The sequence below is a fragment of the Streptomyces doebereineriae genome (assembly GCF_031845645.1).
GTDB lineage: Bacteria > Actinomycetota > Actinomycetes > Streptomycetales > Streptomycetaceae > Streptomyces > Streptomyces canus.
On sequence record NZ_JAVREZ010000002.1, the window covers coordinates 560,232 to 584,651 of the forward strand.

Below are 24,420 nucleotides of genomic sequence, written 5' to 3' on the forward strand. Positions count from 1 at the left end.
CGGCTACGGCGTGACCAGCAGGACCTTGCCGATGTGGCCGCTTTCCTCGACGACCCGGTGCGCGGCGGCCGCGTCGCTCATCGGCAGCTCGCGGTCGACGACGGGACGGATGTGCCCGGCGTCCAGCAGTGGCCACACATGCTCGCGTACGGCCGCCACGATCGCCGTCTTCTCCTCCAGCGGCCGCGCCCGCAGTGAGGTCGCGCTGATCGCGGCGCGCTTGTTCAGCAGCGTGGCGATGTTCAGCTCGCCCTTGATGCCGCCCTGCATGCCGATGATCGCGAGCCGTCCGTTGACGGCGAGTGCCGTGACGTTGCGGTCGAGGTACTTCGCGCCCATGTTGTCGAGGATGACGTCGGCGCCCGCTCCGTCGGTGGCCTTCCTGACCTCCTCGACGAAGTCCTGTTCCCGGTAGTTGATCAGGATGTCCGCGCCGAGCTCGGCACAGCGGTCCAGCTTCTCCGGTGTGCCCGCGGTCACCGCGACCTTGGCGCCCACGGCCTTGGCGAGCTGGATCGCCATCGTGCCGATGCCGCTGGAGCCGCCGTGCACCAGCAGGGTCTCACCGGGGCGCAGGTGGGCGACCATGAAGACGTTCGACCAGACCGTGCAGACCACCTCGGGCAGCGCGGCCGCCCGCCGCACGTCGAGGCCCTTGGGCACGGGCAGCAGCTGTCCGGCCGGTACGGCGACCTTCTCCGCGTAGCCGCCGCCCGCGAGCAGCGCGCACACCTCGTCGCCGACGGCCCAGCCGGAGACGCCGGGGCCGATGTCGGCGATCCGTCCGGAGCATTCCAGGCCGGGATAGGGGGAGGCGCCGGGCGGGGGGTTGTAGAAGCCCTGCCGTTGCAGGATGTCGGCGCGGTTGACGGCGCCGGCCACCACCTCGACCAGCACCTCACCCTCGCCGGCCACGGCATCCGGTACCTCGCTCCAGACCAGCGCCTCGGGTCCACCGGGTTCGGGAATCGTGATCGCATGCATGCGCCCGACGCTACTCCTCGTTCTCCGCGCTCCCTCGGCCCCCGCCGCTCGGTCCGCGGTCCCATGCGGTCTCCGCCCTTGGACCGGTCCTTGCGAAATTCGCTGTGCACCACCGATGAGTTTGCGCGACGGTAAAGGTCTTCCCATGCGTAACCCAAGAACGCGGAAGGACATCCCACCATGAGCCAGCACACGTCAGCCCTGGCCATCGAAACCGCGGGCCTGGTGAAGACGTTCGGCGAGACCAGGGCCGTCGACGGAGTCGACCTCGCCGTGCCGGCCGGCACGGTCTACGGCGTCCTCGGCCCGAACGGCGCCGGCAAGACCACCACCGTGAAGATGCTCGCCACACTGCTCAGGCCCGACGGCGGCGAGGCCCACGTCTTCGGCCACGACGTGGTCCGCGAGGCCGACGAGGTCCGCGGCCGGGTCAGCCTCACCGGCCAGTACGCCTCCGTCGACGAGGACCTCACCGGCACCGAGAACCTGGTCCTGCTGGGCCGCCTCCTCGGCCACCACAAGAAGGCCGCACGCGAGCGTGCCGGGCAGCTCCTGGAAGCCTTCGGGCTTTCGGACGCGGCCGGGAAGCAGGTCAAGCACTACTCCGGCGGCATGCGGCGCCGTATCGACATCGCCGCGTCCATCCTCAACACACCCGAACTGCTCTTCCTCGACGAGCCGACCACCGGCCTCGATCCGCGCAGCCGCAACCAGGTCTGGGACATCGTGCGCGCGGTCGTCGCCCAGGGCACCACCGTGCTGCTGACCACGCAGTATCTGGACGAGGCCGACCAGTTGGCCTCCCGGATCGCCGTCATCGACCGCGGCCGGGTGATCGCCGAGGGCACGAAGGGCGAGCTGAAGGCCTCGGTGGGCGCCGGGACCGTACATCTGCGTCTCAGGGACGGCGGGCGGCGGCCCGAGGCGGCGGAGATCCTACGACGGGCCCTGGACGCCCAGGTGCAGCTGGAACCCGACTCGGTCGCACTGACGGCCCGGCTCGCTTCGGCGACCGGTGACACCGCCGCCGAACAGGCCTCGCGCGCCCTCGCCGAGCTGGCCCGCACCGGGATCACCGTCGACAACTTCTCGCTGGGCCAGCCCAGCCTGGACGAGGTCTTCCTCGCCCTCACCGGACACGACACGCACGACGACCGCGACGCCCACGACGACAAGGACGAGGTGGCGGCATGAGCACCGCGACACAGACCGAGGCCCAGGACCTCGCCCCCGTCAGCGCGGAGTCGCTGGCCGCACTGCTGGTCACCGGAGAGCGTCCACCGCGCCCGAGCGCCCTGTCGGCCTCGCTGACCTTCGGCTGGCGGGCGATCCTCAAGATCAAGCATGTGCCGGAGCAGCTCTTCGACGTCACCGCGTTCCCGATCATGATGGTGCTGATGTACACGTACCTGTTCGGGGGCGCCCTGGCCGGGTCCCCGAAGGAGTACATCCAGTTCCTGCTGCCGGGCATCCTGGTGATGTCGGTCGTGATGATCACCATGTACACCGGCGTCTCGGTGAACACCGACATCGAGAAGGGCGTCTTCGACCGGTTCCGCACGCTGCCGATCTGGCGGCCGTCGGTGATGGTCGGCTATCTGCTCGGCGATGCCCTGCGCTACACGATCGCATCCGTCGTGATGCTCACCGTCGGTGTGATCCTCGGCTATCGCCCGGACGGCGGCGTCGGTGGTGTGCTCGCCGGGATCGCCCTGCTCGTCGTGTTCTCCTTCGCCTTCTCGTGGATCTGGACGATGTTCGGGCTGCTGCTGCGCACCGAGAAGTCGGTGATGGGCGTCAGCATGATGGTGATCTTCCCGCTGACCTTCCTGTCCAACGTCTTCGTCGACCCTCGCACGATGCCGGGCTGGCTCCAGGCCTTCGTCAACAACAGCCCCATCACCCATCTGTCCTCGGCCGTGCGCGGCTTGATGGCGGGCGACTGGCCCGCCGACGAGATCGCCTGGTCGCTGGGGTGGGCGGGCCTGTTCATCGCGGTCTTCGGGCCGGTCACCATGCGGCTCTACAACCGCAAGTGATCACTGCGAGGGCATCGGAGGCAGCGGGCGCGCGTCGGGTGCCACCTGGGTGCCCGGCGTCGCGCGCACGATCGTGATCAGCCGGTCCGTCAGCTCCAGCGTCCCGATGGCCGGATCGTCGTAGCCGAGCACCCGGTGCCCGCGCAGAACGCTCACCACGAGGTCTTCCGTCTCCCTCGGATTCCTTCCCACCTCGGCCTTTATGACCGGTCGTTCGACGATGTCGAGCCCGCTGCCCTGCTGGATGAGGTCCTCCATCACCATGCCGGCGGCGGGGCTGAGCACGGAAAGACCGAGGAGCCGGCCGGCCGCACTGGCGCTGGTGATGACGGCGTCGGCACCGGACTGCTTGAGCAGCGGCGCGTTCTCCTCCTCGCGCACGGCGGCCACGATCTTGGCGCCCTTGTTGAGCTGCCGGGCGGTCAGGGTCACGAGGACGGCCGTGTCGTCGCGCTGGGTGGCGATGATGATCTTCCGCGCCCTGTGCACCTCGGCACGCTTGAGCACCTCACTGCGTGTGGCGTCCCCGACGATCCCCGCATAGCCGTCGGCGGTCGCGGCGTCGATCGCCTTGCCGCTGGGGTCGACCACCACGACCTGCTCCTTCTTCAGACCCGTCGCGCAGACGGTCTGGATCGCCGAGCGGCCCTTGGTGCCGAAGCCGACGACGACGGTGTGGTCGCGCAAGGTGGACCTCCAGCGGTTGAGCCGCCACTCCTCCCGGGTGCGTTCGGTGAGGACTTCGAGCGTCGTGCCGACCAGGATGATCAGGAACAGCACACGCAGGGGCGTGATGACGAAGATGTTGGTGAGCCGGGCGGCATCGCTGACCGGGGTGATGTCGCCGTATCCCGTGGTGGAGAGGGTGACGGTCGCGTAGTACCAGGCGTCGAGGAAGTCGACGGACTGGTCGGAGTTGTCGTTGTAGCCGTCACGGTCGGTGTAGACGATCAAGGCGGTCGCCGCGAGGACCAGCAGGGCCATCAGCACCCGCTTGGCGACCTGGCGGAACGGGTGCTCCACCACCGTGCGCGGCAGCTTCACCTTGTGGGTCACGAGATGCTCGTCCGCCTGGCGGGCGATCGCGTCATGGCCCGGAAGTTTCACGTGAAACACACCCCGATTCCGGCGGACGCCCAGGGCAGATCGAGCAGTTCGGCCTCCTGCCCCGGACGGGCACCCCCGGGCGGTACGACGGCGAGGGCGTCGGCGGCCGCGATGCCCCGCAACATGGCCGGACCGTTGTAGTGCAGCGGAACCGCACTGTCACCGCGCAGGACGACCGGGACGAGCCGGGTGTCGTACGGATGACCGTGGGCCTCGTCCCGCAAGGGCAGCGTGTACGGCTCCGGGGCCGGGCGGGCGGCCAGGGTGCGCAGCAGCGGCTCGGCGAGCGTGAGCAGGCCGGAGACCGCCGCCAGGGGATTGCCTGGCAGGCCGACGAGGTGCTGGTTCTCCTTGGTGCGGGCCAGCAGCATGGGGTGACCGGGACGCACCTTGACGCCGTCGACCAGGAGTTCGGCGCCGATACGGCCGAGCACGGGGTGGACGTGGTCGACGGGTCCGGCCGCGGTGCCGCCGGTCGTGACGATCACGTCGGCGTGGGAGCCGGTGACGGCCTTGCGCAGGGCCGCGGCGGAGTCACCGAGCCGGCGTACGGTGGTGACCTCGGCGCCGAGAGCGCGCAGCCAGGGCGGGAGCATCGGCCCGAGCGCGTCCCGGATCAGGCCGTCGCGCGGAGCACCCTCGGTGAGCAACTCGTCGCCGAGGACGAGGACTTCGACGCGGGGGCGGGGGACGGCGGTGAGGGTGTCGTATCCGGCGGCCGCGGCGAGACCGAGGACGGCCGGGGTGACGAGGGCGCCGGGCGGCAGGAGCTGGTCGCCGCTGCGGCACTCCTGTCCGCGTGGGCGGATGTCCTGGCCGTGGACGACCTCCCGGGTGGCGTGCAGCCTGCCCTTCTCGTCGGTCTGCCCGTGCTCGCTGCGCAGGACGGCGGTGGTGTCCGGGGGGATGCGCGCGCCGGTGGCGATCCGGGCCGCCTCGCCGTCGGTGAGGGGCGCGGGCTCGGCGTGTCCGGCCAGTACGCCCTCGTCCCGTACGTCCCAGGGGCCGGGTCCCGCGACCGCCCAGCCGTCCATGGCCGAGGTGTTGAAGGACGGGAGGTCCGTGAGAGCGTCGAGGGGAGCGGCCAGGGTGAGACCGAGGGCGTCCTCGAGCCGTACGGAGACGGGGGCGCGGCGGGCGCCGCGGGTCACGGCACGGGCGGCCCGGGCGGCCGTGGCGCGGGCCTCGGTCCAGGGGGTCGCCTTGTGGTGGGCGGGCGGTTCGGGCGCGCGACCGGAGGCCTGGGGCGGGGGTACCGGGGCACGGTGGGCGGCACCGTTGTCTTCCTTCACCAGCGCCAGCGCCTCCTCGACGTCGAACTCCTCGGCGTCCTCGGCGTCCTCGCCGCTCCGCAGGGACCGGGCGGTCATCCGGCGTCCGGGCGGGTGTCGGGGCCCCCGTCGGGCGTGGCGGCGGTGTCGCCGTCGGTCTCGTCGGCCCAGCGCAGGGCCAGGGCCGCCGCCTTGCGGGAGGCCTCGGCGACCGCCTCGGGACCACCGCCTGCCTGCGCGGCGGCATAGCCGACGAGGAAGCTGGTCAGGGGTGCCGCGGGCCTGGCCACGCCGTGCGCGGCGTCACGGGCGAGGTCGAGCAGCACGCCGGTGTCGACGTCGAGGTCGATGCCCAGTTCGTCCTTGACTGCGGAAATCCATTCATCCAACACGTGCCCATGCTCCCTGATGCGTGCCCTGGCGGTGGCGATGTCGTCCCAGGTGTCGCAGTCGAAGGACGCGACGGGGTCGGGGACGCGGGTGAGGTCGAGCGCCGCGGTCAGCCGGCGCAGCGGAAGGCCGGTGAGAGCGCCGTGCTCCTTGGTGAGTGCGGCGAGTTCGTGCCGCAGCGAGGTCGCGCGGTACGCGGCCACCAGCGGCTGGTCGCGGCCGTCGGCGTCGGTGAGCAGCACGCCGTCGGCGCCGCCCGTGCGCAGAACGGTCAGCAGCAGGCGTGCGGTGCCGTCCTGGAGGAAGGGCAGGTCGGCGGAGAACACCAGGACGTACCGCGCCGTGGTGTGTCGCAGGCCGGCGTCCAGGGCGGCCAGCGGGCCGCCGCCGGGCGGGTCCTCGCGGGCCCAGGTCACCGGCCGGGCGGTGGGGCGGGGGTCGGCGACGACGACGGTGGTGCCCGCGTCGGCGCAGGCGGCGAGGACGCGGTCGAGCAGGGCGCGTCCGCCCACCCGCACACCGGGTTTGTCCGCGCCGCCGAGCCGCCGGGCGGCACCGCCGGCGAGCACGACGACGTCGTACACGGGACCGGCGCCTGGATCGCGCGAGGGCTCGTACGAGGTCACCCCCCGAGTATGCGTGCCGCCGCGATCACAGGGAACGTGCGGCGGCGCCGCGTTCGCGCGGTGCCGGTGCCGGGGTCGCGACCGCGGTGTGCCGGCGCCGCGGTCACAGGGTGCGCAGCAGGACCGCCGGCTGTTCCACGCAGTCCGCCACATACCGCAGGAAGCCGCCCGCGGTGCCGCCGTCGCACACCCGGTGGTCGAAGGTGAGCGAGAGCTGGACGACCTGGCGCACCGCCAGCTCGCCCTCGTGCACCCACGGCTTGGGGACGATGCGGCCGACGCCGAGCATGGCGGCCTCGGGGTGGTTGATGATCGGCGTGGAGCCGTCGACGCCGAACACGCCGTAGTTGTTCAGCGTGAAGGTGCCGCCCGTGAGTTCCGCGGGGGTGAGGGTGCCGGTGCGGGCCGCCTCGGTCAGCCGGGCGAACTCCGCGGACAGGGCCTCGGTGTCCCGCGCGTGTGCGTCCTTCACGACCGGCACGACCAGTCCCCGCTCGGTCTGCGCGGCGAACCCCAGATGCACGGCGTCCAGCCGGACGATCTCCCTGGCCGCCATGTCCACGGTGGAGTTGAGCTCGGGGAAGCGGGCGAGGGCGGCGGTGCAGATCCGGGCGAGCAGCGCGAGCAGGGAGATCTTCGGAGCGCCGGCCGCGTTCATCGCGGCACGCGCGCGCATGAGTTCCGTCGCGTCGGCGTCCACCCAGCAGGTGGCGTCGGGGATCTCGGTCCGACTCCGCGAGAGCTTGTCGGCCACGGCGCCCCGGACGCCCTTGAGAGGGACGCGGGTCCCTCCGGCGGTTGTCGCAGGGGCGGTCGCCGGGGTGGCGGCCGGCACGGGTGCCGGCCGCGTCTGTACGGCGGCGGCCCGCAGGGCGTACTCGACGTCCGCCCGCAGGATCAGTCCGTCGGGGCCGGAGCCGGTGAGCTCCTTGAGGTCGAGGCCGTTCTCGCGCGCGAGCCGGCGCACCAGGGGCGAGATCACGGGAACGGGCCCGTCCACCACGGTCGCACCGGACTCGTCCGCCCTTCCGGCCGTCTGGGCCCGGCGCCCGTCATCCTGCTCCTCAACCGCCTCGGCGGCGATGCTCCGGCCGTTCGCGGCCGCGGGTACGGCGGGTGTCGGGCGTACCCTCCGCCGCCGCGCGGGTGCCTCGGAGGTGCCGTACCCGACAAGTACGTTGCCCGAGCCTCCCGCCGAACCGCCGGAGTCCGCCGTCGAAGCGCCGGGGGCCGCCGCTCCGACCGCCACCGTGATCAGGGGAGCCCCCACCGGGAGCTCGCTGCCCTCCTCGCCGAAACGGGCCGTGACGACACCGGCGTAGGGGCACGGGACGTCGACCATCGCCTTGGCCGTCTCGACCTCGACGACCGGCTGGTCGACCGCGACGACGTCGCCGACCTCCACCAGCCAGCGGACGATCTCCGCCTCGGTCAGGCCCTCGCCGAGATCCGGCAGCCTGAACTCCAGCACCTGCGCCATCAGCTCTCCGCCTCCCACTGCAGACGCCCCACGGCGTCCAGGATCCGGTCCACGCCGGGCAGGTGATGACGCTCCAGCATCGGCGGCGGATAGGGGATGTCGAACCCGGCCACGCGCAGCACCGGCGCCTCCAGATGGTGGAAGCAGCGCTCCGTGACCCGGGCCGCGATCTCCCCGCCCGGTCCGCCGAACCCGCCCGACTCGTGCACGACGACCGCACGCCCGGTCCGCCGCACCGAGGCCGAGACCGTGTCGTCGTCGAACGGCACCAGTGAGCGCAGGTCGACGACTTCGAGGTCCCACCCCTCCTCCCGCGCGGCCTCGGCGGCTTCGAGGCACACGGGTACCGACGGGCCGTACGTGATGAGTGTGGCGCTCCGGCCCGAGCGCCGCACCACCGCGCGGCCTATCGGTTCAACGGTTCGGGGATCGTCCGGGTTCCAGGAGTCCTTCGACCAGTACAGCCGCTTGGGCTCCAGGACGACGACCGGGTCGTCGGAGGCGATGGCGGCGCGCATCAGGCCGTAGGCGTCGGCGACGGTCGCGGGCGTGACGACGTGGAGCCCCGGCGTCGCCATGTAGTACGCCTCGGAGGAGTCGCTGTGGTGCTCGACACCGCCGATGCCCCCGCCGTAGGGGACCCGGATGGTGATCGGCAGCGGCATCGCCCCGCGCGTGCGGTTGCGCATCTTCGCCACATGGCTGATCAGCTGCTCGAACGCCGGGTACGCGAAGGCGTCGAACTGCATCTCCACGACCGGTCGCAGCCCGTACATCGCCATACCGACGGCCGTGCCCAGGATGCCCGCCTCGGCTAGCGGGGTGTCCGTGCAGCGGTCCTCGCCGAACTCCTTGGCGAGCCCGTCGGTGACCCGGAAGACACCGCCGAGGGTGCCGACGTCCTCGCCCATGACGTGCACGGTGGGGTCGGCCGCCATCGCGTCGCGCAGCGCGCGCGTGAGGGCCTGCGCCATGGTGGCCGGCTTGAGGGCGACGGTGGTCATCGGCGCGTACCCCCGTGAGAGTCGTGCTCGGCTTCGAGCTCGGCACGCAGCTGCGCCTGCTGCTCGCGCAGTTGCGGGGTGGGCTCGGCATAGACATGGGCGAACAGGTCCACGGGGTCGAGGACCGGGTCCTGGTTCATGCGCTGGCGCAGCCCGGCGGCGAACTCCTCGGCGTCCTGGCGCACGGCCTCGATGCCCGCCTCGTCGATCAGGCCGCGCTCGGTCAGCTCGTGCTCCAGAAGGGCGATCGGGTCGTGCCCGCGCCAGGTCTCGACCTCGGCGTCGCCGCGGTAGCGGGTCGCGTCGTCGGCGTTGGTGTGGGCGTCCACGCGGTAGGTGATCGCCTCCACCAGAGTGGGTCCGCCGCCCGCGCGCGCGTGGCGTACGGCGGCGCTGAGGACCTCGTGCACGGCAGCCGCGTCGTTGCCGTCGACCAGCCGCCCCGGCATGCCGTAGCCGACGGCCTTGTGGGCCAGCGACGGGGCCGCGGTCTGCTTGGCGAGCGGAACGGAGATCGCGAAGCCGTTGTTCTGGACCAGGAAGACCACCGGGGCCTGCCAGACGGCGGCGAAGTTCAGCGCCTCGTGGAAGTCGCCCTCGCTGGTGCCGCCGTCGCCGACCATGGCGAGCGCGACCACGTCGTCGCCCTTGAGGCGGGCGGCGTGCGCGAGGCCGACGGCGTGCGGGAGCTGGGTGGCGAGAGGGGTGCACAGGGGCGCCACGCGGTGTTCGCGCGGGTCGTAGCCGGTGTGCCAGTCGCCACGCAGGAGGGTCAGCGCCTGGACGGGGTCCAGGCCTCGGGCGACGGCGGCGAGGGTGTCGCGGTAGCTGGGGAAGAGCCAGTCACGGTCCTGAAGGGCCAGCGCGGCGGCGACCTCGCAGGCCTCCTGTCCGGTGCTGGACGGGTAGACGGCGAGGCGGCCCTGCTTGGTGAGGGCGGTGGCCTGCGTGTTGTAGCGGCGCCCGCGCACCAGCTCGGCGTACAGGCGGCGCAGCAGGGCCGGGTCGGCCTTGGCGGCCGCGTCGGTGCCGAGGACGCGTCGTGGCTCCGCGTCGGGCAGCAGGGGCGCGGGGTCCGTGCGGGGCTGCCATGCGGGCGGCGGCGATGGCCGGTACGCGCCCCGCTGCTCCATGACCGTCATGACGGCACCTCCTCGTGGGAGCGGCTGGTGGCGCACCACGGGTGTGTGAGGCGCCTCACCTACCGATTGTTCGGTCGTCGGCACATTTTGGCTACCGGCCCCCTCAGGCTGTGGACAAACGGTTCTCCACAGCCTCCAATGAACGCAGTACGTCCATGACAGGGAGGCGGGGGGACATGGCAACTGAACAAATGGCCGAAGGCCCGGAGAGCGGCGTCCCCCTCCCACCCCCGCGTCCGCTCGACGCCATCGACCAGGACATCCTCCAGATGCTCCAGGCGGACGGCCGCGCGTCGATAAGGTCGGTCGCCGAACGGGTCCATGTCTCGCGCGCCAACGCCTACGCGCGGATCAACCGGCTCGTCGAGGACGGCGTCATCCGCGGCTTCGGAGCCCGCGTCAACCACGAGCGCGCGGGCCAGGGCACCTCGGCGTACATCACCCTGAAGATCGTCCAGAACTCCTGGCGAACGGTCCGAGAACAGCTCAGACAGCTGCCCGGTGCCTCCCACATCGCCCTGGTCGGCGGGGACTTCGACGTGCTGCTCCTGGTCCACACGTCCGACAACAGATCCCTGCGCGAGCTGGTCCTGACCCGCCTCCAGGCGATCCCGGAGGTCCTCAGCACCCGCACCCTCCTGGTCTTCGAGGAGGAGGACCTGGAACCGCAGGGCTGACGTCAGGGCTGTGCGCGCAGCCCGGAGAACACCAACTGCACGACCGCGTCGGCGACTTCGCGCTCGTTCATCCCTCGCCCGTCCGGGCGGTACCACTCCACGATGGAGTTGATCATGCCGAAGACCAGGCGGGTCGCGAGGCGTACCTCCACGTCGCCGCGTACCTCGCCGTCCGCGGCCGCCGCCTTCAAAAGCTCGGCGACCCGGTGGTCGAAGTCACGTCGGCGCTCCAGGGCCCAGCGCTCGGTGCCGGTGTTGCCGCGCACGCGCAGCAGCAGGGTGACGTACGGGAGTTCGGCGATCAGCACCTCGACCATGCGCCGCACGACGTACTCCAGGCGGCCGGAGGCACGGCCCACGCGCGCGTGCTCCTCGTCGAGGATCCCGAAGAGGCCGTCCAGGGCCCGGCTGACGGCCCGGCGCAGCAGCTCCTCCTTGCCGGACACATGGTGGTAGATCGACGACTTGGAGATACCGGCCGCCTTGGAGAGGTGCTCCATGGAGGTGCCGTCGTAGCCGCGCTCGTTGAAGATCTGCACGGCGACGGACAGCAGCGTCTCCGGGGTGTACGTGTCCCGCTTGGCGGTCGTCATGAGGTGCTGCCCTCCCGCTTGTCGGAGGCGTACGCATGGCGGTACAGCGCGAGCGAGGGCGCGTACCGCCCGGAGGGGTCGCGCAGGTGCAGGTCGTCGAGGAGGGAGTACGCCCAGTTGCGGCCGAGCCTGCGGCTCCACTCGAACGGGCCGAGGGGATAGTTCACCCCGAGCCGCATCGCGGTGTCGATGTCCTCCTTGGTGGCCACGCCCTTGGCGACGGCGTCGTGCGCGAGGTCGACGATGCGGGCGACCGTACGGGCGACGATCATGCCGGGCACGTCACCGATGACGCTGACGTCCTTGCCCAGCGCCTGGAAGAGCCCGACGGCCTCGCCGAGGGTCTGCTGCGAGGTGTCCTGGGAGGCGGACAGCGCGATGCGCGTGGCCCTGCGGTAGTCGAGGGCGAGGTCGAAGTAGACGACGTCCCGGAACTCCACCGAGGTCTGGCCGTCGGCGAGGGCGAGCTGTCCGCCGCTCGGCATGACCAGCCGGGTGCCGTGGTCCTCCTCCTCCTCGCGGACCGGAATGCCCGCCTCGCGGATCAGGGCGAGCAGTTCGGACGCGGGGCCCAGGTCACCCTCGGCGACGACGTACGCGGGCGCCTGGGCCGGCTCCGCGGTGTGCGGCTCGTCGCGCTCGGCGCCGTCCGTGTAGTCGTACCAGCCCTGTCCGCTCTTGCGGCCGAGCCGGCCCGACTCGACCAGACGCTGCTGGGCCAGCGAGGGCGTGAAGCGCACGTCCTGGAAGAAGGCCCGCCACACGGAGTGCGTCACGGACTCGTTGACGTCCTGCCCGATCAGGTCGGTCAGTTCGAACGGGCCCATCTTGAAGCCGCCGCACTCGCGCAGGACCGCGTCGATGGTGGCGGGCTCGGCGCCCTGGGCCTCGTAGACCGCGAACGCCTCGGCGTAGAAGGGCCGCGCGATGCGGTTGACGATGAAGCCCGGGGTGTCGGCGCAGGCGACCGGCGTCTTGCCCCACGCGCGTGCCGTCTCGTACGCGCGCGTGGCCGAGGAGACGTCGGTGGCGAACCCGGAGACGACCTCGACCAGTGGCAGCAGCGGGGCGGGGTTGAAGAAGTGCAGGCCCACGAAGCGGCCCGGGTGGCGCAGGGCACCGGCGATGGCCGTCACCGACAGGGAGGAGGTGTTGGTGGCGAGCAGACAGTCCTCGACGACGATGTCCTCCAGCTCACGGAAGAGCTGCTGCTTGACGTCCAGTCGCTCCAGGACGGCCTCGATGACCAGGGTGCAGTCCGCGAGGTCGGTGAGGTGCTCGGCGGCCGCGAGACGGGTGCGCGCGGCATCCCGGTCGGCGGCGGTGAGCCGGTCCTTCTCGACGAGCCGGTCAAGGCGGGCACCGATCGCGTCGGCGGCCTCCCGGGCGCGGCCGGGGGCGGCGTCGTACAGCCGCACGTGATGCCCGGCGACCAGCGCGACCTGGGCGATGCCCTGGCCCATGGTGCCGGTGCCGACAACGGCCACGGGGCTGCTGAGGTCGAGTCCTGTCATGTGCGCGATCCTCCCGCACGGGGTTTTCCACAGATGCGGCGGACCCCCTTGTCCCGACCGATCGTTCGGTTACTCTAACTCTGTCCGGCTGTTCCTGCCCATGTTTCTGCCCAGGTCATGAGCTCGACGAAGAGTTCGAAAGACGAGGAGTTGGTCCCGCATGGCCGCCGAACTGACCGTCCACCAGCTGATCGCCAAGCACCGGCCCACCCTCGACCAGGCGCTCGAAGCGATCCGCACGCGCGCGTACTGGTCCCCGCACCCGGAGCATCCCAAGGCCTACGGCGAGCAGGGCAGCCTCGACATGGCGGCGGGCAAGGCCGCCTTCGACGCCCTCCTGGGCACCCGCCTCGACCTCGGCCAGCCCGGCACGGACGACTTCGTGGGCGGCGAGGTCTCGCCGTACGGCATCGAGCTGGGCGTCGAGTACCCGCACGCGGACGTGGACGTGCTGCTGCCCGCGATGAAGGCCGGCCAGAAGGCGTGGCGGGACGCGGGCGCGGAGATCCGCGCGGTGGTGTGCCTGGAGATCCTCAAGCGGATCAGCGACCGGACCCATGAGTTCGCGCACGCGGTCATGCACACCAGCGGCCAGGCGTTCATGATGGCGTTCCAGGCCGGCGGCCCGCACGCGCAGGACCGCGGCCTGGAGGCGGTGGCCTACGCGTATGTGGAGCAGGTCCGCACACCCGACACCGCGGAGTGGACCAAGCCTCAGGGCAAGCGCGAACCGCTCGCACTCACCAAGCAGTTCACGCCGGTCCCGCGCGGGATCGGCCTGGTCATCGGCTGCAACACCTTCCCGACGTGGAACGGCTATCCGGGCCTGTTCGCCTCCCTGGCCACCGGCAACGCGGTCCTGGTGAAGCCCCACCCGCGCGCGGTGCTGCCGCTCGCGCTCACGGTCCAGGTCGCGCGGGACGTCCTGAGCGAGACCGGCTTCGACCCGAACCTGGTGGCACTCACCGCCGAGCGCCCCGGCGAGGGCATCGCGAAGACCCTGGCCACGCGCCCGGAGATCCGGATCATCGACTACACCGGCTCGACGGCGTTCGGCGACTGGCTGGAGGCCAACGCCCGTCAGGCGCAGGTCTACACGGAGAAGGCCGGCGTCAACTCGGTGCTCGTGGAGTCGGCCGGCGACTACAAGGGGATGCTCGCCAACCTGGCCTTCTCGCTGTCGCTGTACAGCGGTCAGATGTGCACGACCCCGCAGAACCTGCTGATCCCGCGGGACGGCATCCGCACCGACGAGGGCCCCAAGACCTTCGACGAGGTGGTCGCCGACCTGGCCCGCTCCGTCGACGGCCTCCTCGGCGACGACGCGCGCGCGAACGCCCTGCTGGGCGCGATCGTCAACCCGGACGTGAAGGATCGCCTGGAGGCCGCGGCGGGGCTGGGAGAAGTCGCCCTGGTGTCGCGGGAGATCGCCAACCCGGAGTTCCCGGGCGCGGTCGTCCGCACCCCCGTCGTCGTCAAGCTGGACGGAGCCAAGCCGGACGACGAGGCCGCCTACATGAGTGAGTGCTTCGGGCCGGTGTCCTTCGCCGTGGCGGTGGACTCGGCTTCCGAGGCGGTCGAGTTGCTGCGCCGGACGATTCGCGAGAAGGGCGCCATGACAGTCGGCGCGTACACCACCGACGAGGACGTCGAACAGGCCGTCCAGGAAGTCTGCCTGGAGGAGGCGGCCCAGTTGTCGCTTAACCTCGTGGGCGGCGTCTACGTCAACCAGACTGCCGCGTTCTCCGACTTCCACGGATCAGGGGGCAACCCCGCGGCGAACGCCGCGCTGTGCGACGGGGCCTTCGTCGCGAACCGGTTCCGGGTGGTCGAGGTGCGCCGGGAGGCCTAGGACCCGCCGAGGCTCCAGTGGTAGAGGGTCATCGCCACACTCGTCGCCAGGTTGTAGCTGGAGACCTGGGGGCGCATCGGCAGCGCCACCAGATGACCGGCACGCGCGCGTAGTTCGGGCGACAGCCCACTGCGCTCCGAGCCGAACGCGAGGACGGCGTCGTCCGGGAGCTTCACGCCCCGGATGTCGTCGCCCTCCGGGTCCAGGGCGAACACCGGGCCGGGCGGCAGCTCGGCGACGGTCAGGCGCTCCACCGCGGTCGCGAAGTGCAGGCCCGCGCCGGCACGTACGACCGTCGGGTGCCAGGGGTCGAGCGTGCCCGTGGTGACCACGCCGGTCGCCCCGAAGCCCGCGGCCAGCCGGATCACGGCGCCGGCGTTGCCGAGGTTGCGTGGATTGTCGAGGACCACGACGGGGGCGGTACGCGGTGTGTGCGCCAGCCTCTCGAGGTGGGCGGCCCGGGACGGCCGTACGGCCAGGGCCGCCACCGCCGTGGGGTGCGGACGCGGTACGAGGGACGCGTACGTCGACTCGGGGACCTGTGTCAGCAGCGCGTCCAGGGTGTCCCGTACGTCCGGCGCCAGCTCCTCGGCCAGGGCGAGCGCGGCGCCCCGGTCGACGGCGACCGCCACCGGGACATCGGCCCCGAAGCGCACGGCGTGCTTGAGGGCGTGGAAGCCGTCGAGCAGCACGGAGGTGTCGGCGAGCCGGTGCCACAGGCTCACGGGATCGGGACCGGTCATGCGGGGAAGCCTACGTGCGTGTGATCGGGGTTCTCGGGGTCGCCGGGGCCGCCGGTGGGCCCCGGGGTCCGCGCGGACTCCGGCTCCTTCGATGCGCCCGGCTGCTGGGGGCCCGTTTGCCCCTGAAGACCCCGTTGCCCCTTCGGACCGCGCTGCCCGGGCAGCCCCGGCCCCTGGCCGCCCCCGCCCGGGAAGCGCGCCCACAGGCGGCCACGCGCGCGTGCGGCCCCGTCGCCGAGTCGGCGAAGGAAGGACGTCGGCAGGAAGACCGAGTCGGCGGCGATCATCGCCAGCGAGAAGAACGGCAGGCCGAGGACGACCGCGATCACGGCGTGCTCGGTGATCATCGCGGCCAGCAGGATGTTCTTCACCCGCCGGTTGAACAGCGTGAACGGGAACGCGACCTGCACGGCGACCGTGCCGTAGGTCACCAGCATCACCATGACGCCGTGCGCCGACAGCAGGTCGGCGAGGGCGGGCCACGGCGAGAAGGAGTCCAGCTGGAGGGGGTAGTAGACGGCGGTGCCGTCCTGCCAACGGGAGCCCTGGATCTTGTACCAGCCCGCCGTCGCGTAGATCAGACAGGCCTCGGCCATGATCACGAGCAGGGCGCCGTTGTGGACGATGTTGGCGATGACGTCGAGCATGATCCGCGGCTGGCCGGACCGGGCGAACCGTCCCACCGCCCACCACAGGGCCTGTGCCGACCACAGGACCCACAGAAGCGCCGGGACGAACCAGTCGCCGTTCAACTTGTCCAGGAAGGCCGCTGACACCAGCACGAGCCCGAGGACGCCCCACAGGGCCGGACTGGCCCGGTCCACGACATGCTCCCCACGCGCGCGTGCCTCCCGCGTGCGCCGGGCCCGCCGCTCGTCCAGCGACCAGACCTGGCCGCAGCGCGTGAAGACGAGATAGATGCACATCAGATGCAGGACGTTGTCGCCGCCGTCGCCCATGAAGATGCTGCGGTTCTGCAGCGAGAGCACGCCGACCATGAAGAGCACGGACATCGCCCGGGTGCGCCAGCCGAGCAGCAGCAGCAGGCTCGCCAGGACGGCCAGCATGTAGACGGTCTCGAACCAGAACTGGCCGTCCGACCACATCAGGGTCGTGAACGCGCCGTTGATCGATATCAGCTGCTCGGCGAGGTTCCAGTTCCAGGGACCGTCCGGGCCGTACAGCTCCTGGCGGTGCGGGAACTCGCGCAGCAGGAACAGCAGCCAGGTCGCGCTGAAGCCGATGCGGATCATCGCGGTCTGGTAGGGGCCGAGGGCGGCCTCGGTGACGCGTGCGATGCCGGTCGACACCGCCAGGACGAACCGGTTCACCGGACGCTCCCCTCGGTGTCGTCCGCCGTCACGGCCCACCAGGGCAGCTCGCGGTAGACCGGCTGCACCGAGACCTTCTCGTCGCTCCACTTCGGCGGGGGCACGTTCGTGGTCCTGGAGCGGACCTGGACGCTCACGAGGACGTCGCCCGGCGCGGTCGCGTCGTCGCGGTCCAGGCGCAGCACCACGATGCGGCGCAGATACGTCTCGGACAGGGTGCCGCGCACGCCGACCGGGCGGTTGTCGGCGTCGTGCGTGGCGACGAAGAGGTCCCAGGAGCGCCTCAGCTCGTTCTGCTGGGTGTGGCTGGGCAGCGGATTGCCGTCTATGGCCCGGCCGTCCTGGGCGGACAGGTCGTACCACCCGGTCGTACGGCTGCCGCCGTCAGCGCTGCGTATCCGGGCCCGGACCTGCACCGCGATGTCCTGCTGGAGCGGGTTCGGCGCGAAGAGCTTCCAGTTCTGCTCGAACTCGGGGTAGACCCAGTCGTCGACCGCCCTGCCGTGCTGCTTGGTCACCGTGTTCTGTGGCGCGACGTGCAAGAACACCATCCCAATGTGCACACAGACGGCGACGGCCACGACGGCGAGCGCCAGGGCGACGCCGATCTGGTAGCGGAGGGAGAGAGCGGCCACGCCGGTAGGGGGGTGGGGGTCGCCGTAGGGGGCGGGGGCTGCTGCGGCCCGGCGTATCGCGGAGGGGTCGGCGGGCTCACTGTCCGGTGCGGGGAACTCCTCCTGCGGCTGTGAGGGCGCGGCCGGCTCGCCTGGCGCTTGCGCCCTCTCCGGCCCTTCCGGCCCGTCCGGCCCCTCCGGCTCGGGGGCATCGCCCGGCTCGCTCGGGGCGCCCGGTTGTCGCCGGGCGTTCGAGCCTCCGTCGTACGCGTCCATTCCGCCCCGTTCCCGATTCCGGTCCGTTCACCGCCGCCCGGCCGCAGGGGGGCCGCAACGGCCGTGGCCGACGCGCGCGCCCCTCGCCGCGGCTCGCACCGGCACGGTACTCAGGCCCGACCGCCCCGCACAGCCCCTTCCGACCGGCCCCGCCGTGGCCGTTCTCACTCCCGCCCCGGTTTTCCACAGGGAGCCGGGTGGGTTTTCCACAGCGGTTGACACCTTACGGCGCCCGGCACACCATGGAATCGCACGAACCGAACGATCGGTCGGGAGCAGGTTCCGGCGGAGCCCAGGTCGAGGGGGCCTCATGGCGACAGCAGCCGCGCACCAGACGGTGAGCACACAGACGTACGGCGCTCAGGGCGCCGTCGACGACACAGCCGCGTACGAGAGCGCCTTCGACGCAACGGTGGCCGCCGACGAGCGCATCGAGCCGCGCGACTGGATGCCCGACGCCTACCGCGCGACCCTCGTCCGCCAGATCGCACAGCACGCCCATTCCGAGATCATCGGCATGCAGCCGGAGGCGAACTGGATCACCCGCGCGCCCTCCCTGCGCCGCAAGGCCATCCTGATGGCCAAGGTCCAGGACGAGGCGGGGCACGGCCTCTACCTCTACAGCGCGGCGGAAACCCTCGGCACCGGTCGCGACGAACTCCTCGACAAGCTCCACTCCGGCCGCCAGAAGTACTCATCGATCTTCAACTACCCGACCCTGACCTGGGCGGACGTCGGCGCGATCGGCTGGCTGGTGGACGGCGCCGCGATCACCAACCAGGTCCCGCTGTGCCGCTGCTCCTACGGCCCGTACGCGCGAGCGATGGTCCGCGTCTGCAAGGAGGAGTCCTTCCACCAGCGCCAGGGGTACGAGTCGCTGCTGGCCCTGAGCAACGGCACGCCCGAGCAGCACGCGATGGCTCAGGACGCGGTGGACCGCTGGTGGTGGCCGTCCCTGATGATGTTCGGCCCGCCCGACGACGAGTCCGCGCACTCCGCGCAGTCGATGGCCTGGAAGATCAAGCGTCATTCCAACGACGAGCTGCGGCAGCGTTTCGTCGACATCTGCGTTCCCCAGGCCGAGTCCCTGGGCCTCACGCTCCCCGACCCGGACCTGCGGTGGAACGAGGAGCGCGGGCACCACGACTTCGGCCCGATCGACTGGACGGAGTTCCGGGAGGTCCTGAAGGGCAACGGACCGTGCAACGAACAGCGGATCACCCAGCGCCGGCGGGCGCACGAAGAGGGCGCCTGGGTGCGGGAGGCGGCCGCGGCCCACGCGGCGAAGCACACCGGCGAGACAGGAGCGACGCGCGCATGACGAACACCGACTGGCCCCTGTGGGAGGCTTTCGTGCGCTCGCGCCGCGGCCTCTCCCACACCCACGCCGGCAGCCTGCACGCCCCGGACGCGGAGCTCGCCCTGCGCAACGCACGCGATCTGTACACCCGCCGCGGCGAGGGCGTCTCGATCTGGGTGGTCCCCTCGTCCGCGATCACGGCCTCCTCGCCCGACGAGAAGGACCCGTTCTTCGACCCGTCCGCCGACAAGCCGTACCGCCACCCGACGTTCTATGAGATCCCGGAGGGGGTGAAGCACCTGTGACCGCACCTGAGACGACGGCTGCTCCCACGCCCTCCCCGGTTCCCATCGCGGCCGCCCTGGCCCTCGGCGACGACGCACTGGTGCTCTCGCACCGCCTGGGCGAGTGGGCGGGCCACGCCCCCGTCCTGGAGGAGGAGGTCGCCCTCGCCAACATCGCCCTGGACCTGCTCGGCCAGGCCCGGCTGCTGCTGTCCATGGCCGGCGACGAGGACGAACTGGCGTATCTGCGCGAGGAGCGCGCCTTCCGCAACCTCCAGCTGGTGGAGCAGGAAAACGGCGACTTCGCCCACACCATCGTCCGCCAGCTCTACTTCTCCACCTACCAGCACCTGCTCTACGCCGAACTGGCCGCGGGCGACGGCCCCTTCGCCCCGCTCGCCGCGAAGGCCGTCAAGGAGGTCGCCTACCACCGCGACCACGCCGAGCAGTGGACCCTGCGGCTCGGCGACGGCACCGAGGAGAGTCACGAGCGAACCCGGCGGGCCTGCGAGGCGCTGTGGCGGTTCACCGGCGAGATGTTCCAGCCGGTGGAGGCAGTGGACGTCGACCGGGAGCGCATGGAGGCCGCCTGGCTCGCGTCCGTGGGAGAGGTCCTGCGCCGGGCCACCCTGACCGTGCCCGAAGGGCCGCGCACGGGCGCGTGGGCCGCCGGGGCCGGACGACAGGGCCTGCACACCGAGTCCTTCGGCCGGATGCTCGCCGAGATGCAGCACCTGCACCGCAGCCACCCGGGGGCGTCATGGTGACGCTCACCCCGCTGGAGACCGAGCTGTTCGCACTCGCCGGTTCGGTGCCCGACCCCGAGCTGCCCGTGCTCACCCTGCACGAGCTGGGTGTGCTGCGCGCGGTGCATGTCCGGGACGCGGACTCGGTCGACGTCGAGCTGACTCCGACGTACACCGGCTGCCCGGCGATCGAGGCGATGTCCCTGGACATAGAGCGGGTGCTGCGGGAACACGGCGTGCGGGAGGTCACCGTCCGCACGGTCCTCGCGCCCGCCTGGTCCACCGACGACATCACGGCCGAAGGGCGTCGCAAGCTGCGGGAGTTCGGCATAGCGCCGCCCCGCCTCGCGGCGGCGGCCGGACCGGTCGCGGTGCGGCTCGGGCCGACGCGGACGCTCGACACGGCGGCCGAGGCCGTTCTCTGCCCGCACTGCGGTTCCGCCGACACCGAACTGCTCAGCCGGTTCTCCTCCACCGCGTGCAAGGCGCTGCGGCGGTGCCTCGACTGCCGTGAACCGTTCGACCACTTCAAGGAGTTGTGATGGCCCGCTTCCACCCGCTCCCGGTGGCCGCGGTCGACCGGCTCACCGACGACTCCGTGGCCCTGACGCTCACCGTGCCGCCCGAGCTGCGCGAGGAGTACCGGCATGCCGCCGGTCAGCATCTCGCCCTGCGCCGCACGGCCGACGGCCGGGAGATACGCCGGACCTATTCGATCTGCTCTCCGGCACCCGACGGAGAGGGACCTCGCGAACTGCGGGTCGGTGTGCGGCTGGTGGAGGGCGGAGCCTTCTCGACGTACGCGCTCAAGGAGATCAACGTCGGTGACGAGCTGGAGGTGATGACCCCGGCCGGCCGGTTCACCCTCGACCCGGCGCCCGGCCTGTACGCGGCGATCGTCGGCGGCAGTGGCATCACCCCGGTGCTGTCGATCGCGGCGACGCTGCTGGCGCGCGAGCCCGGGGCCAGGTTCTGCCTGATACGCAGCGACCGCACCTCCGCGTCCACGATGTTCCTGGAGGAGGTCGCCGACCTGAAGGACCGCCACCCCGAGCGCTTCCAGCTGGTCACGGTGCTCTCCCGGGAGGAGCAGCAGGCGGGGCTGCCGTCCGGGCGGCTCGACCGGGAGCGGCTGACCGGACTGCTGCCGGCGCTGCTGCCGGTGGACCGGGTGGCGGGGTGGTTCCTGTGCGGACCGTTCGGACTGGTGCAGGGCGCGGAGAAGGCGCTGCGGGAGCTCGGGGTTGCCCGTACCCGTGTCCATGAGGAGATCTTCCATGTGGATGCCGGGGCTGCCCCGGCGCAGACGGTCCCCGCGCCCGCGCACAGCACGGTGACCGCCCGGCTCGACGGACGTGCCGGCAGCTGGCCCGTCCAGGACGGCGAGTCGCTTCTGGAGACGGTGCTGCGCAACCGGTCCGACGCGCCCTACGCCTGCAAGGGCGGGGTGTGCGGGACCTGCCGGGCCTTCCTGGTCTCCGGCGAGGTGCGCATGGACCGCAACTTCGCGCTGGAGCCGGAGGAGACGCAGGCGGGCTATGTACTGGCGTGCCAGTCGCATCCGGTGACGGAGAAGGTGGAGCTGGACTTCGACAGGTAGGTCGGGGGCAGCCCGTTCCCTTCTCCTAGAACCTGTTCTATCTTGACGGACCGTCAGATCAGCTGACCCGATCTGCCGACCCGTCGGAAGGACAGGGACCGTGGACTTCACCTTCAGCGAGGAGCAGCAGGCGGCGGCCGAGGCGGCGCGGGGGGTGTTCGCCGATGTCGCGCCGGACGCGGTGCCGTCTCCGGCGCTGACGACGGGTGCCGTGGCCGACGGGTTCGACCGCGCGCTGTGGGCCAGGCTCGCCGACGCGGACCTGCTGAGCCTGCTGTCGGCCGAGGAGTACGGCGGGGCGGGCCTGGACGCCGTCGCGCTGTGCCTGGTGCTGCGCGAGTCGGCGAAGGTGCTGGCGCGGGTGCCGCTGTTGGAGAGCAGTGCGGCCCTGGCGGCCGTACAGGCGTACGGCGGACCGGAGTTGAGGGCGGAGCTGCTGGAGCGGGCGGGGCTCGGGGAGGTCGTGCTGACCGTCGCCGCGAACGGCCGCACCGGCCATGACCCGGCCGAACTCGCCGTCACCGCACGGCGGGAGGAGGGGGAGGGGGCCGACTGGATCCTGGACGGCGTGCAGACGGCGGTGCCGTGGGCGTACGACGCGGACTACGTCGTCGTCCCCGCGCACACGGCCGCGGACCGGACCGTCCTCGCGCTGGTGCCCCGGGTCCATGACGGCGCGGCGCTCGGCGAGCAGTTCTCCACCAGTGGGGAGCGGCTGGGCGAGCTGCGGCTGGAGTCGGCGCGGATCGCCGCGCGGGACGTGATCGACGTCGAGGGCGCGTGGGAGTGGCTGCGGGATCTGCTGACCACGGGGACGTGTGCGCTGGCGCTCGGCCTGGGCGAGCGAGTGCTGCGGATGAGCAGTGAATACACCAGCAAGCGGGAGCAGTTCGGGTTCCCGGTCGCCACCTTCCAGGCGGTCGCCGTGCAGGCCGCCGACCGTTACATCGACCTGCGCGCGATGGAGGTCACGCTGTGGCAGGCCGCTTGGCGGATCGCTGCGGGAGCGGGGGGCACGCTACCGGTCGCGGGGGACGTCGCCGTGGCGAAGATCTGGGCCTCCGAGGGGGTGCGGCGGGTGGTGCAGACGGCACAGCATCTGCACGGCGGCTTCGGCGCCGACGTCGACTACCCCCTGCACCGGTACCACGCCTGGGCCAAGCATCTTGAGCTGTCGCTGGGCCCGGCGGCGGCGCACGAGGAGGCGTTGGGGGATCTGCTGGCGGCCCATTCTCTGGGATAGGTGAAACCGCGGGGCCCTTGATCGGCGACTGAGAGGATGACGGAACCGCACCGACGGAAGGAGGCCGAGCATGATGGTGCTCGTCCTGTCCGGCATCCTCGTGCTCACCCTCGGGGGATGCGTCTGCGTCTGGTGGGCGGCCCGGGGCGGCCCACGCTGGACGCGCGCGGTGTCCGCCGCGACCCTTGCGGCGGGCGAGCTGGCCCGCCGCGCGAGCCGTTACGACCGCAACCCGAGCGGCGGAGACGACTGAGCGCCCGCCGCCCGGGACCGCCGGAGGCTAGAGAACGAAGCCCGGTCGGCCGTCGTCGGTCACCACGGGGCGGCCCGTCTCGGCCCACAGCTGCATGCCGCCGTCGACGTTCGCGGCGTCGATGCCCTGCTGGGCCAGGTACATCGTGACCTGGGCCGAGCGGCCGCCGGACCGGCAGATCACGTGGACGCGGCCGTCCTGCGGGGCGGCCTCGGTCAGCTCGCCGTAACGGGCCACGAAGTCACTGATGGGGATGTGCAGCGCCCCTTCGGCGTGACCCGCCTGCCATTCGTCGTCCTCGCGGACATCCAGCAGGAAATCGCCGTCCTTGAGGTCCACGTCCGTCACCTGGACCGTGGGCACACCAGCACCGAAATTCATGGGGCCGACGCTACCCGACGACCTCGGGACGCGGCCGGTCACTCCTGTGCGAGCAGCTCCGCGAGCTCCGCCTCGCGTGTGGAGACGTCGGCCAGGAGCTTCTCGGCGATCTCCTCCAGGAGGCGGTCCGGGTCGTCCGGTGCCATCCGGAGCATCGAGCCGATCGCGCTCTCCTCCAGCTCCCGCGCGACCACGGAGAGCAGTTCCTTGCGCTGGGCGAGCCATTCGAGACGGGCGTAGAGCTCCTCGCTGGGGGTGGGTCCCTGCTCCGGGGGCTTCGGCCCGGCGGCCCACTCCTCGGACAGTTCCCGCAGGAGTGGCTCGTCCCCACGGGAGTAGGCCGCGTTGACCCGGGTGATGAACTCCTCGCGCCGCGCCCGCTCGGTTTCGTCCTGGGCGAGGTCCGGGTGGGCCTTACGGGCGAGCTCGCGGTAGAGCTTGCGGGCCTCGTCGCTGGGGCGCACCCGCTGCGGGGGCTGCACCGGCTGGTCCGTGAGCATCGAGGCGGCCTCGGGGAACAGGCCCTCCCCGTCCATCCAGCCGTGGAACAACTCTTCGACCCCGGGCATCGGCATCACCCGGGCACGGGCCTCGTCCGCCTTGCGCAGGTCCTCGGGATCACCGGTGCGGGCGGCCCGGACCTCCGCGATCTGCGCGTCCAGCTCGTCGAGGCGGGTGTACATGGGGCCGAGCTTCTGGTGGTGCAGGCGGGAGAAGTTCTCCACCTCGATGCGGAAGGTGTCCACCGCGATCTCGTACTCGATGAGCGCCTGCTCGGCGGCCCGTACGGCACGCTCCAGCCGCGCGGTGCCTGCGGCGGCTGCGCCGTGAGGGTCGGCTTCCGGGGACGTCATCCGAACAGCGTAGCCGCGCCGGCCGGGCCGGGCGCCATCGGAGGTGCCCGTGCGGGTTGTCGGGCGGTGCGGGCGAGTGGGGTGTGTGGGCTGGTCGCGCCGTTCCCCGCGCCCCG

The 24,420-nt window shown here is 71.9% G+C and carries 25 protein-coding genes; 11 read left to right on the forward strand and 14 right to left on the reverse strand.

Features of this window, described 5'->3' with window-relative positions; all coding sequences use genetic code 11:
• Positions 1-3: 3 nt before the first annotated feature.
• Positions 4-984 carry an NAD(P)H-quinone oxidoreductase gene (locus RNB18_RS08140; protein ID WP_311713450.1) on the reverse strand — a complete coding sequence of 327 codons (981 nt, stop codon included), beginning with the start codon at positions 982-984 and terminating at the stop codon, positions 4-6.
• Positions 985-1,164: 180 nt separating this feature from the next.
• On the opposite strand from RNB18_RS08140, the gene RNB18_RS08145 reads away from it, so the two are divergent.
• Both RNB18_RS08145 and RNB18_RS08150 read left to right on the forward strand, forming a co-directional pair.
• A complete protein-coding gene (locus tag RNB18_RS08145) occupies positions 1,165-2,178 on the forward strand; it encodes an ATP-binding cassette domain-containing protein (protein WP_311713451.1) in 1,014 nt (337 codons plus the stop codon).
• Positions 2,175-3,023 (forward strand): ABC transporter permease, encoded by an 849-nt coding sequence (locus tag RNB18_RS08150; protein ID WP_059208234.1) that lies wholly within the window; start codon positions 2,175-2,177, stop codon positions 3,021-3,023. Before RNB18_RS08145 ends, RNB18_RS08150 begins: the two co-directional genes overlap by 4 nt.
• Here the strand turns inward: RNB18_RS08150 and RNB18_RS08155 are convergent, their stop codons facing one another.
• From RNB18_RS08155 to pdhA, 6 genes are all read right to left on the reverse strand, one after another.
• Entirely contained in the window at positions 3,024-4,139 is a 1,116-nt protein-coding gene (locus RNB18_RS08155) for a potassium channel family protein (protein WP_311713452.1), read from the reverse strand.
• Positions 4,127-5,500: a molybdopterin molybdotransferase MoeA gene (locus RNB18_RS08160; protein WP_311713453.1), complete on the reverse strand. Its 1,374-nt coding sequence runs from the start codon at positions 5,498-5,500 to the stop codon at positions 4,127-4,129. Before RNB18_RS08160 ends, RNB18_RS08155 begins: the two co-directional genes overlap by 13 nt.
• Positions 5,497-6,417, reverse strand: a complete 921-nt coding sequence (locus RNB18_RS08165) for an NTP transferase domain-containing protein (protein ID WP_311713454.1) — start codon at positions 6,415-6,417, stop codon at positions 5,497-5,499. Before RNB18_RS08165 ends, RNB18_RS08160 begins: the two co-directional genes overlap by 4 nt.
• A 103-nt stretch (positions 6,418-6,520) precedes the next feature.
• Positions 6,521-7,897, reverse strand: a complete 1,377-nt coding sequence (locus tag RNB18_RS08170; protein WP_311713455.1) for a dihydrolipoamide acetyltransferase family protein — start codon at positions 7,895-7,897, stop codon at positions 6,521-6,523.
• Entirely contained in the window at positions 7,897-8,901 is a 1,005-nt protein-coding gene (locus RNB18_RS08175) for an alpha-ketoacid dehydrogenase subunit beta (RefSeq protein WP_306978808.1), read from the reverse strand. Before RNB18_RS08175 ends, RNB18_RS08170 begins: the two co-directional genes overlap by 1 nt.
• Positions 8,898-10,043: a pyruvate dehydrogenase (acetyl-transferring) E1 component subunit alpha gene (gene pdhA, locus RNB18_RS08180; RefSeq protein WP_311713456.1), complete on the reverse strand. Its 1,146-nt coding sequence runs from the start codon at positions 10,041-10,043 to the stop codon at positions 8,898-8,900. Before pdhA ends, RNB18_RS08175 begins: the two co-directional genes overlap by 4 nt.
• Before the next feature lie 176 nt (positions 10,044-10,219).
• Between pdhA and RNB18_RS08185 the strand changes: the two genes are divergently transcribed.
• The gene (locus RNB18_RS08185; RefSeq protein ID WP_394817599.1) at positions 10,220-10,720 is read left to right on the forward strand and encodes an Lrp/AsnC family transcriptional regulator; all 501 of its coding nucleotides are present in this window, start codon (positions 10,220-10,222) and stop codon (positions 10,718-10,720) included.
• Between the two features lie 2 nt (positions 10,721-10,722).
• Here RNB18_RS08185 and RNB18_RS08190 read toward each other — a convergent pair whose 3' ends face one another.
• Together RNB18_RS08190 and RNB18_RS08195 are read right to left on the reverse strand one after the other, a co-directional pair.
• Positions 10,723-11,313, reverse strand: coding sequence for a TetR/AcrR family transcriptional regulator (locus RNB18_RS08190; RefSeq protein WP_311713457.1), 591 nt, complete (start codon positions 11,311-11,313; stop codon positions 10,723-10,725).
• On the reverse strand, positions 11,310-12,827 hold the full coding sequence (locus RNB18_RS08195) for a 3-hydroxyacyl-CoA dehydrogenase (RefSeq protein WP_311713458.1): 1,518 nt from the start codon (positions 12,825-12,827) through the stop codon (positions 11,310-11,312). Before RNB18_RS08195 ends, RNB18_RS08190 begins: the two co-directional genes overlap by 4 nt.
• Before the next feature lie 160 nt (positions 12,828-12,987).
• On the opposite strand from RNB18_RS08195, the gene paaN reads away from it, so the two are divergent.
• Positions 12,988-14,679: a phenylacetic acid degradation protein PaaN gene (paaN, locus tag RNB18_RS08200; RefSeq protein ID WP_311713459.1), complete on the forward strand. Its 1,692-nt coding sequence runs from the start codon at positions 12,988-12,990 to the stop codon at positions 14,677-14,679.
• Here paaN and RNB18_RS08205 read toward each other — a convergent pair.
• Genes RNB18_RS08205 through RNB18_RS08215 form a run of 3 tightly spaced genes read right to left on the reverse strand, consistent with a single transcriptional unit; the run spans position 14,676 to position 17,643 of the window.
• Complete coding sequence (locus tag RNB18_RS08205) at positions 14,676-15,422, reverse strand: TrmH family RNA methyltransferase (protein WP_311713460.1); 747 nt, start codon at positions 15,420-15,422, stop codon at positions 14,676-14,678. The genes paaN and RNB18_RS08205 overlap by 4 nt on opposite strands.
• Positions 15,419-16,753 (reverse strand): HTTM domain-containing protein, encoded by a 1,335-nt coding sequence (locus RNB18_RS08210; RefSeq protein ID WP_311713461.1) that lies wholly within the window; start codon positions 16,751-16,753, stop codon positions 15,419-15,421. Before RNB18_RS08210 ends, RNB18_RS08205 begins: the two co-directional genes overlap by 4 nt.
• The gene (locus tag RNB18_RS08215; protein WP_311713462.1) at positions 16,750-17,643 is read right to left on the reverse strand and encodes a DUF5819 family protein; all 894 of its coding nucleotides are present in this window, start codon (positions 17,641-17,643) and stop codon (positions 16,750-16,752) included. Before RNB18_RS08215 ends, RNB18_RS08210 begins: the two co-directional genes overlap by 4 nt.
• A 310-nt stretch (positions 17,644-17,953) precedes the next feature.
• Between RNB18_RS08215 and paaA the strand changes: the two genes are divergently transcribed.
• The 7 genes from paaA (at position 17,954) to RNB18_RS08250 (ending at position 23,069) form a co-directional block, all read left to right on the forward strand.
• Positions 17,954-18,964, forward strand: coding sequence for a 1,2-phenylacetyl-CoA epoxidase subunit PaaA (gene paaA / locus RNB18_RS08220; protein ID WP_311713463.1), 1,011 nt, complete (start codon positions 17,954-17,956; stop codon positions 18,962-18,964).
• On the forward strand, positions 18,961-19,248 hold the full coding sequence (paaB, locus tag RNB18_RS08225) for a 1,2-phenylacetyl-CoA epoxidase subunit PaaB (RefSeq protein ID WP_311713464.1): 288 nt from the start codon (positions 18,961-18,963) through the stop codon (positions 19,246-19,248). Before paaA ends, paaB begins: the two co-directional genes overlap by 4 nt.
• Positions 19,245-19,994 (forward strand): 1,2-phenylacetyl-CoA epoxidase subunit PaaC, encoded by a 750-nt coding sequence (paaC, locus tag RNB18_RS08230; protein WP_311713465.1) that lies wholly within the window; start codon positions 19,245-19,247, stop codon positions 19,992-19,994. The genes paaB and paaC overlap by 4 nt, the downstream gene beginning before the upstream one ends.
• Positions 19,988-20,515, forward strand: coding sequence for a 1,2-phenylacetyl-CoA epoxidase subunit PaaD (gene paaD / locus RNB18_RS08235; protein WP_311713466.1), 528 nt, complete (start codon positions 19,988-19,990; stop codon positions 20,513-20,515). The genes paaC and paaD overlap by 7 nt, the downstream gene beginning before the upstream one ends.
• Positions 20,515-21,573, forward strand: a complete 1,059-nt coding sequence (locus RNB18_RS08240) for a 2Fe-2S iron-sulfur cluster-binding protein (protein WP_311713467.1) — start codon at positions 20,515-20,517, stop codon at positions 21,571-21,573. Before paaD ends, RNB18_RS08240 begins: the two co-directional genes overlap by 1 nt.
• Positions 21,574-21,673: 100 nt before the next feature.
• Positions 21,674-22,816 (forward strand): acyl-CoA dehydrogenase family protein, encoded by a 1,143-nt coding sequence (locus tag RNB18_RS08245; protein ID WP_311713468.1) that lies wholly within the window; start codon positions 21,674-21,676, stop codon positions 22,814-22,816.
• Between the two features lie 70 nt (positions 22,817-22,886).
• Positions 22,887-23,069 carry a hypothetical protein gene (locus RNB18_RS08250; protein ID WP_311713469.1) on the forward strand — a complete coding sequence of 61 codons (183 nt, stop codon included), beginning with the start codon at positions 22,887-22,889 and terminating at the stop codon, positions 23,067-23,069.
• Positions 23,070-23,096: 27 nt separating this feature from the next.
• On the opposite strand, the gene RNB18_RS08255 is transcribed toward RNB18_RS08250, so the two are convergent.
• Complete coding sequence (locus RNB18_RS08255) at positions 23,097-23,432, reverse strand: rhodanese-like domain-containing protein (RefSeq protein ID WP_311713684.1); 336 nt, start codon at positions 23,430-23,432, stop codon at positions 23,097-23,099.
• 56 nt (positions 23,433-23,488) lie between these two features.
• Positions 23,489-24,304 carry a J domain-containing protein gene (locus tag RNB18_RS08260; RefSeq protein WP_311713470.1) on the reverse strand — a complete coding sequence of 272 codons (816 nt, stop codon included), beginning with the start codon at positions 24,302-24,304 and terminating at the stop codon, positions 23,489-23,491.
• Positions 24,305-24,420: the final 116 nt, after the last annotated feature.

Excerpts from the sequence above, each read along its gene's own strand:
- RNB18_RS08140 (WP_311713450.1), bottom strand. The coding sequence starts at position 984 with ATGCATGCGATCACGATTCCCGAACCCGGTGGACCCGAGGCGCTGGTC.
- RNB18_RS08145 (WP_311713451.1), top strand. The coding sequence starts at position 1,165 with ATGAGCCAGCACACGTCAGCCCTGGCCATCGAAACCGCGGGCCTGGTG.
- RNB18_RS08150 (WP_059208234.1), top strand. The coding sequence starts at position 2,175 with ATGAGCACCGCGACACAGACCGAGGCCCAGGACCTCGCCCCCGTCAGC.
- RNB18_RS08160 (WP_311713453.1), bottom strand. The coding sequence starts at position 5,500 with ATGACCGCCCGGTCCCTGCGGAGCGGCGAGGACGCCGAGGACGCCGAG.
- RNB18_RS08170 (WP_311713455.1), bottom strand. The coding sequence starts at position 7,897 with ATGGCGCAGGTGCTGGAGTTCAGGCTGCCGGATCTCGGCGAGGGCCTG.
- RNB18_RS08175 (WP_306978808.1), bottom strand. The coding sequence starts at position 8,901 with ATGACCACCGTCGCCCTCAAGCCGGCCACCATGGCGCAGGCCCTCACG.
- pdhA (WP_311713456.1), bottom strand. The coding sequence starts at position 10,043 with ATGACGGTCATGGAGCAGCGGGGCGCGTACCGGCCATCGCCGCCGCCC.
- RNB18_RS08185 (WP_394817599.1), top strand. The coding sequence starts at position 10,220 with ATGGCAACTGAACAAATGGCCGAAGGCCCGGAGAGCGGCGTCCCCCTC.
- RNB18_RS08190 (WP_311713457.1), bottom strand. The coding sequence starts at position 11,313 with ATGACGACCGCCAAGCGGGACACGTACACCCCGGAGACGCTGCTGTCC.
- RNB18_RS08195 (WP_311713458.1), bottom strand. The coding sequence starts at position 12,827 with ATGACAGGACTCGACCTCAGCAGCCCCGTGGCCGTTGTCGGCACCGGC.
- paaN (WP_311713459.1), top strand. The coding sequence starts at position 12,988 with ATGGCCGCCGAACTGACCGTCCACCAGCTGATCGCCAAGCACCGGCCC.
- RNB18_RS08205 (WP_311713460.1), bottom strand. The coding sequence starts at position 15,422 with ATGACCGGTCCCGATCCCGTGAGCCTGTGGCACCGGCTCGCCGACACC.
- RNB18_RS08215 (WP_311713462.1), bottom strand. The coding sequence starts at position 17,643 with ATGGACGCGTACGACGGAGGCTCGAACGCCCGGCGACAACCGGGCGCC.
- paaA (WP_311713463.1), top strand. The coding sequence starts at position 17,954 with ATGGCGACAGCAGCCGCGCACCAGACGGTGAGCACACAGACGTACGGC.
- paaB (WP_311713464.1), top strand. The coding sequence starts at position 18,961 with ATGACGAACACCGACTGGCCCCTGTGGGAGGCTTTCGTGCGCTCGCGC.
- paaD (WP_311713466.1), top strand. The coding sequence starts at position 19,988 with ATGGTGACGCTCACCCCGCTGGAGACCGAGCTGTTCGCACTCGCCGGT.
- RNB18_RS08240 (WP_311713467.1), top strand. The coding sequence starts at position 20,515 with ATGGCCCGCTTCCACCCGCTCCCGGTGGCCGCGGTCGACCGGCTCACC.
- RNB18_RS08250 (WP_311713469.1), top strand. The coding sequence starts at position 22,887 with ATGATGGTGCTCGTCCTGTCCGGCATCCTCGTGCTCACCCTCGGGGGA.
- RNB18_RS08260 (WP_311713470.1), bottom strand. The coding sequence starts at position 24,304 with ATGACGTCCCCGGAAGCCGACCCTCACGGCGCAGCCGCCGCAGGCACC.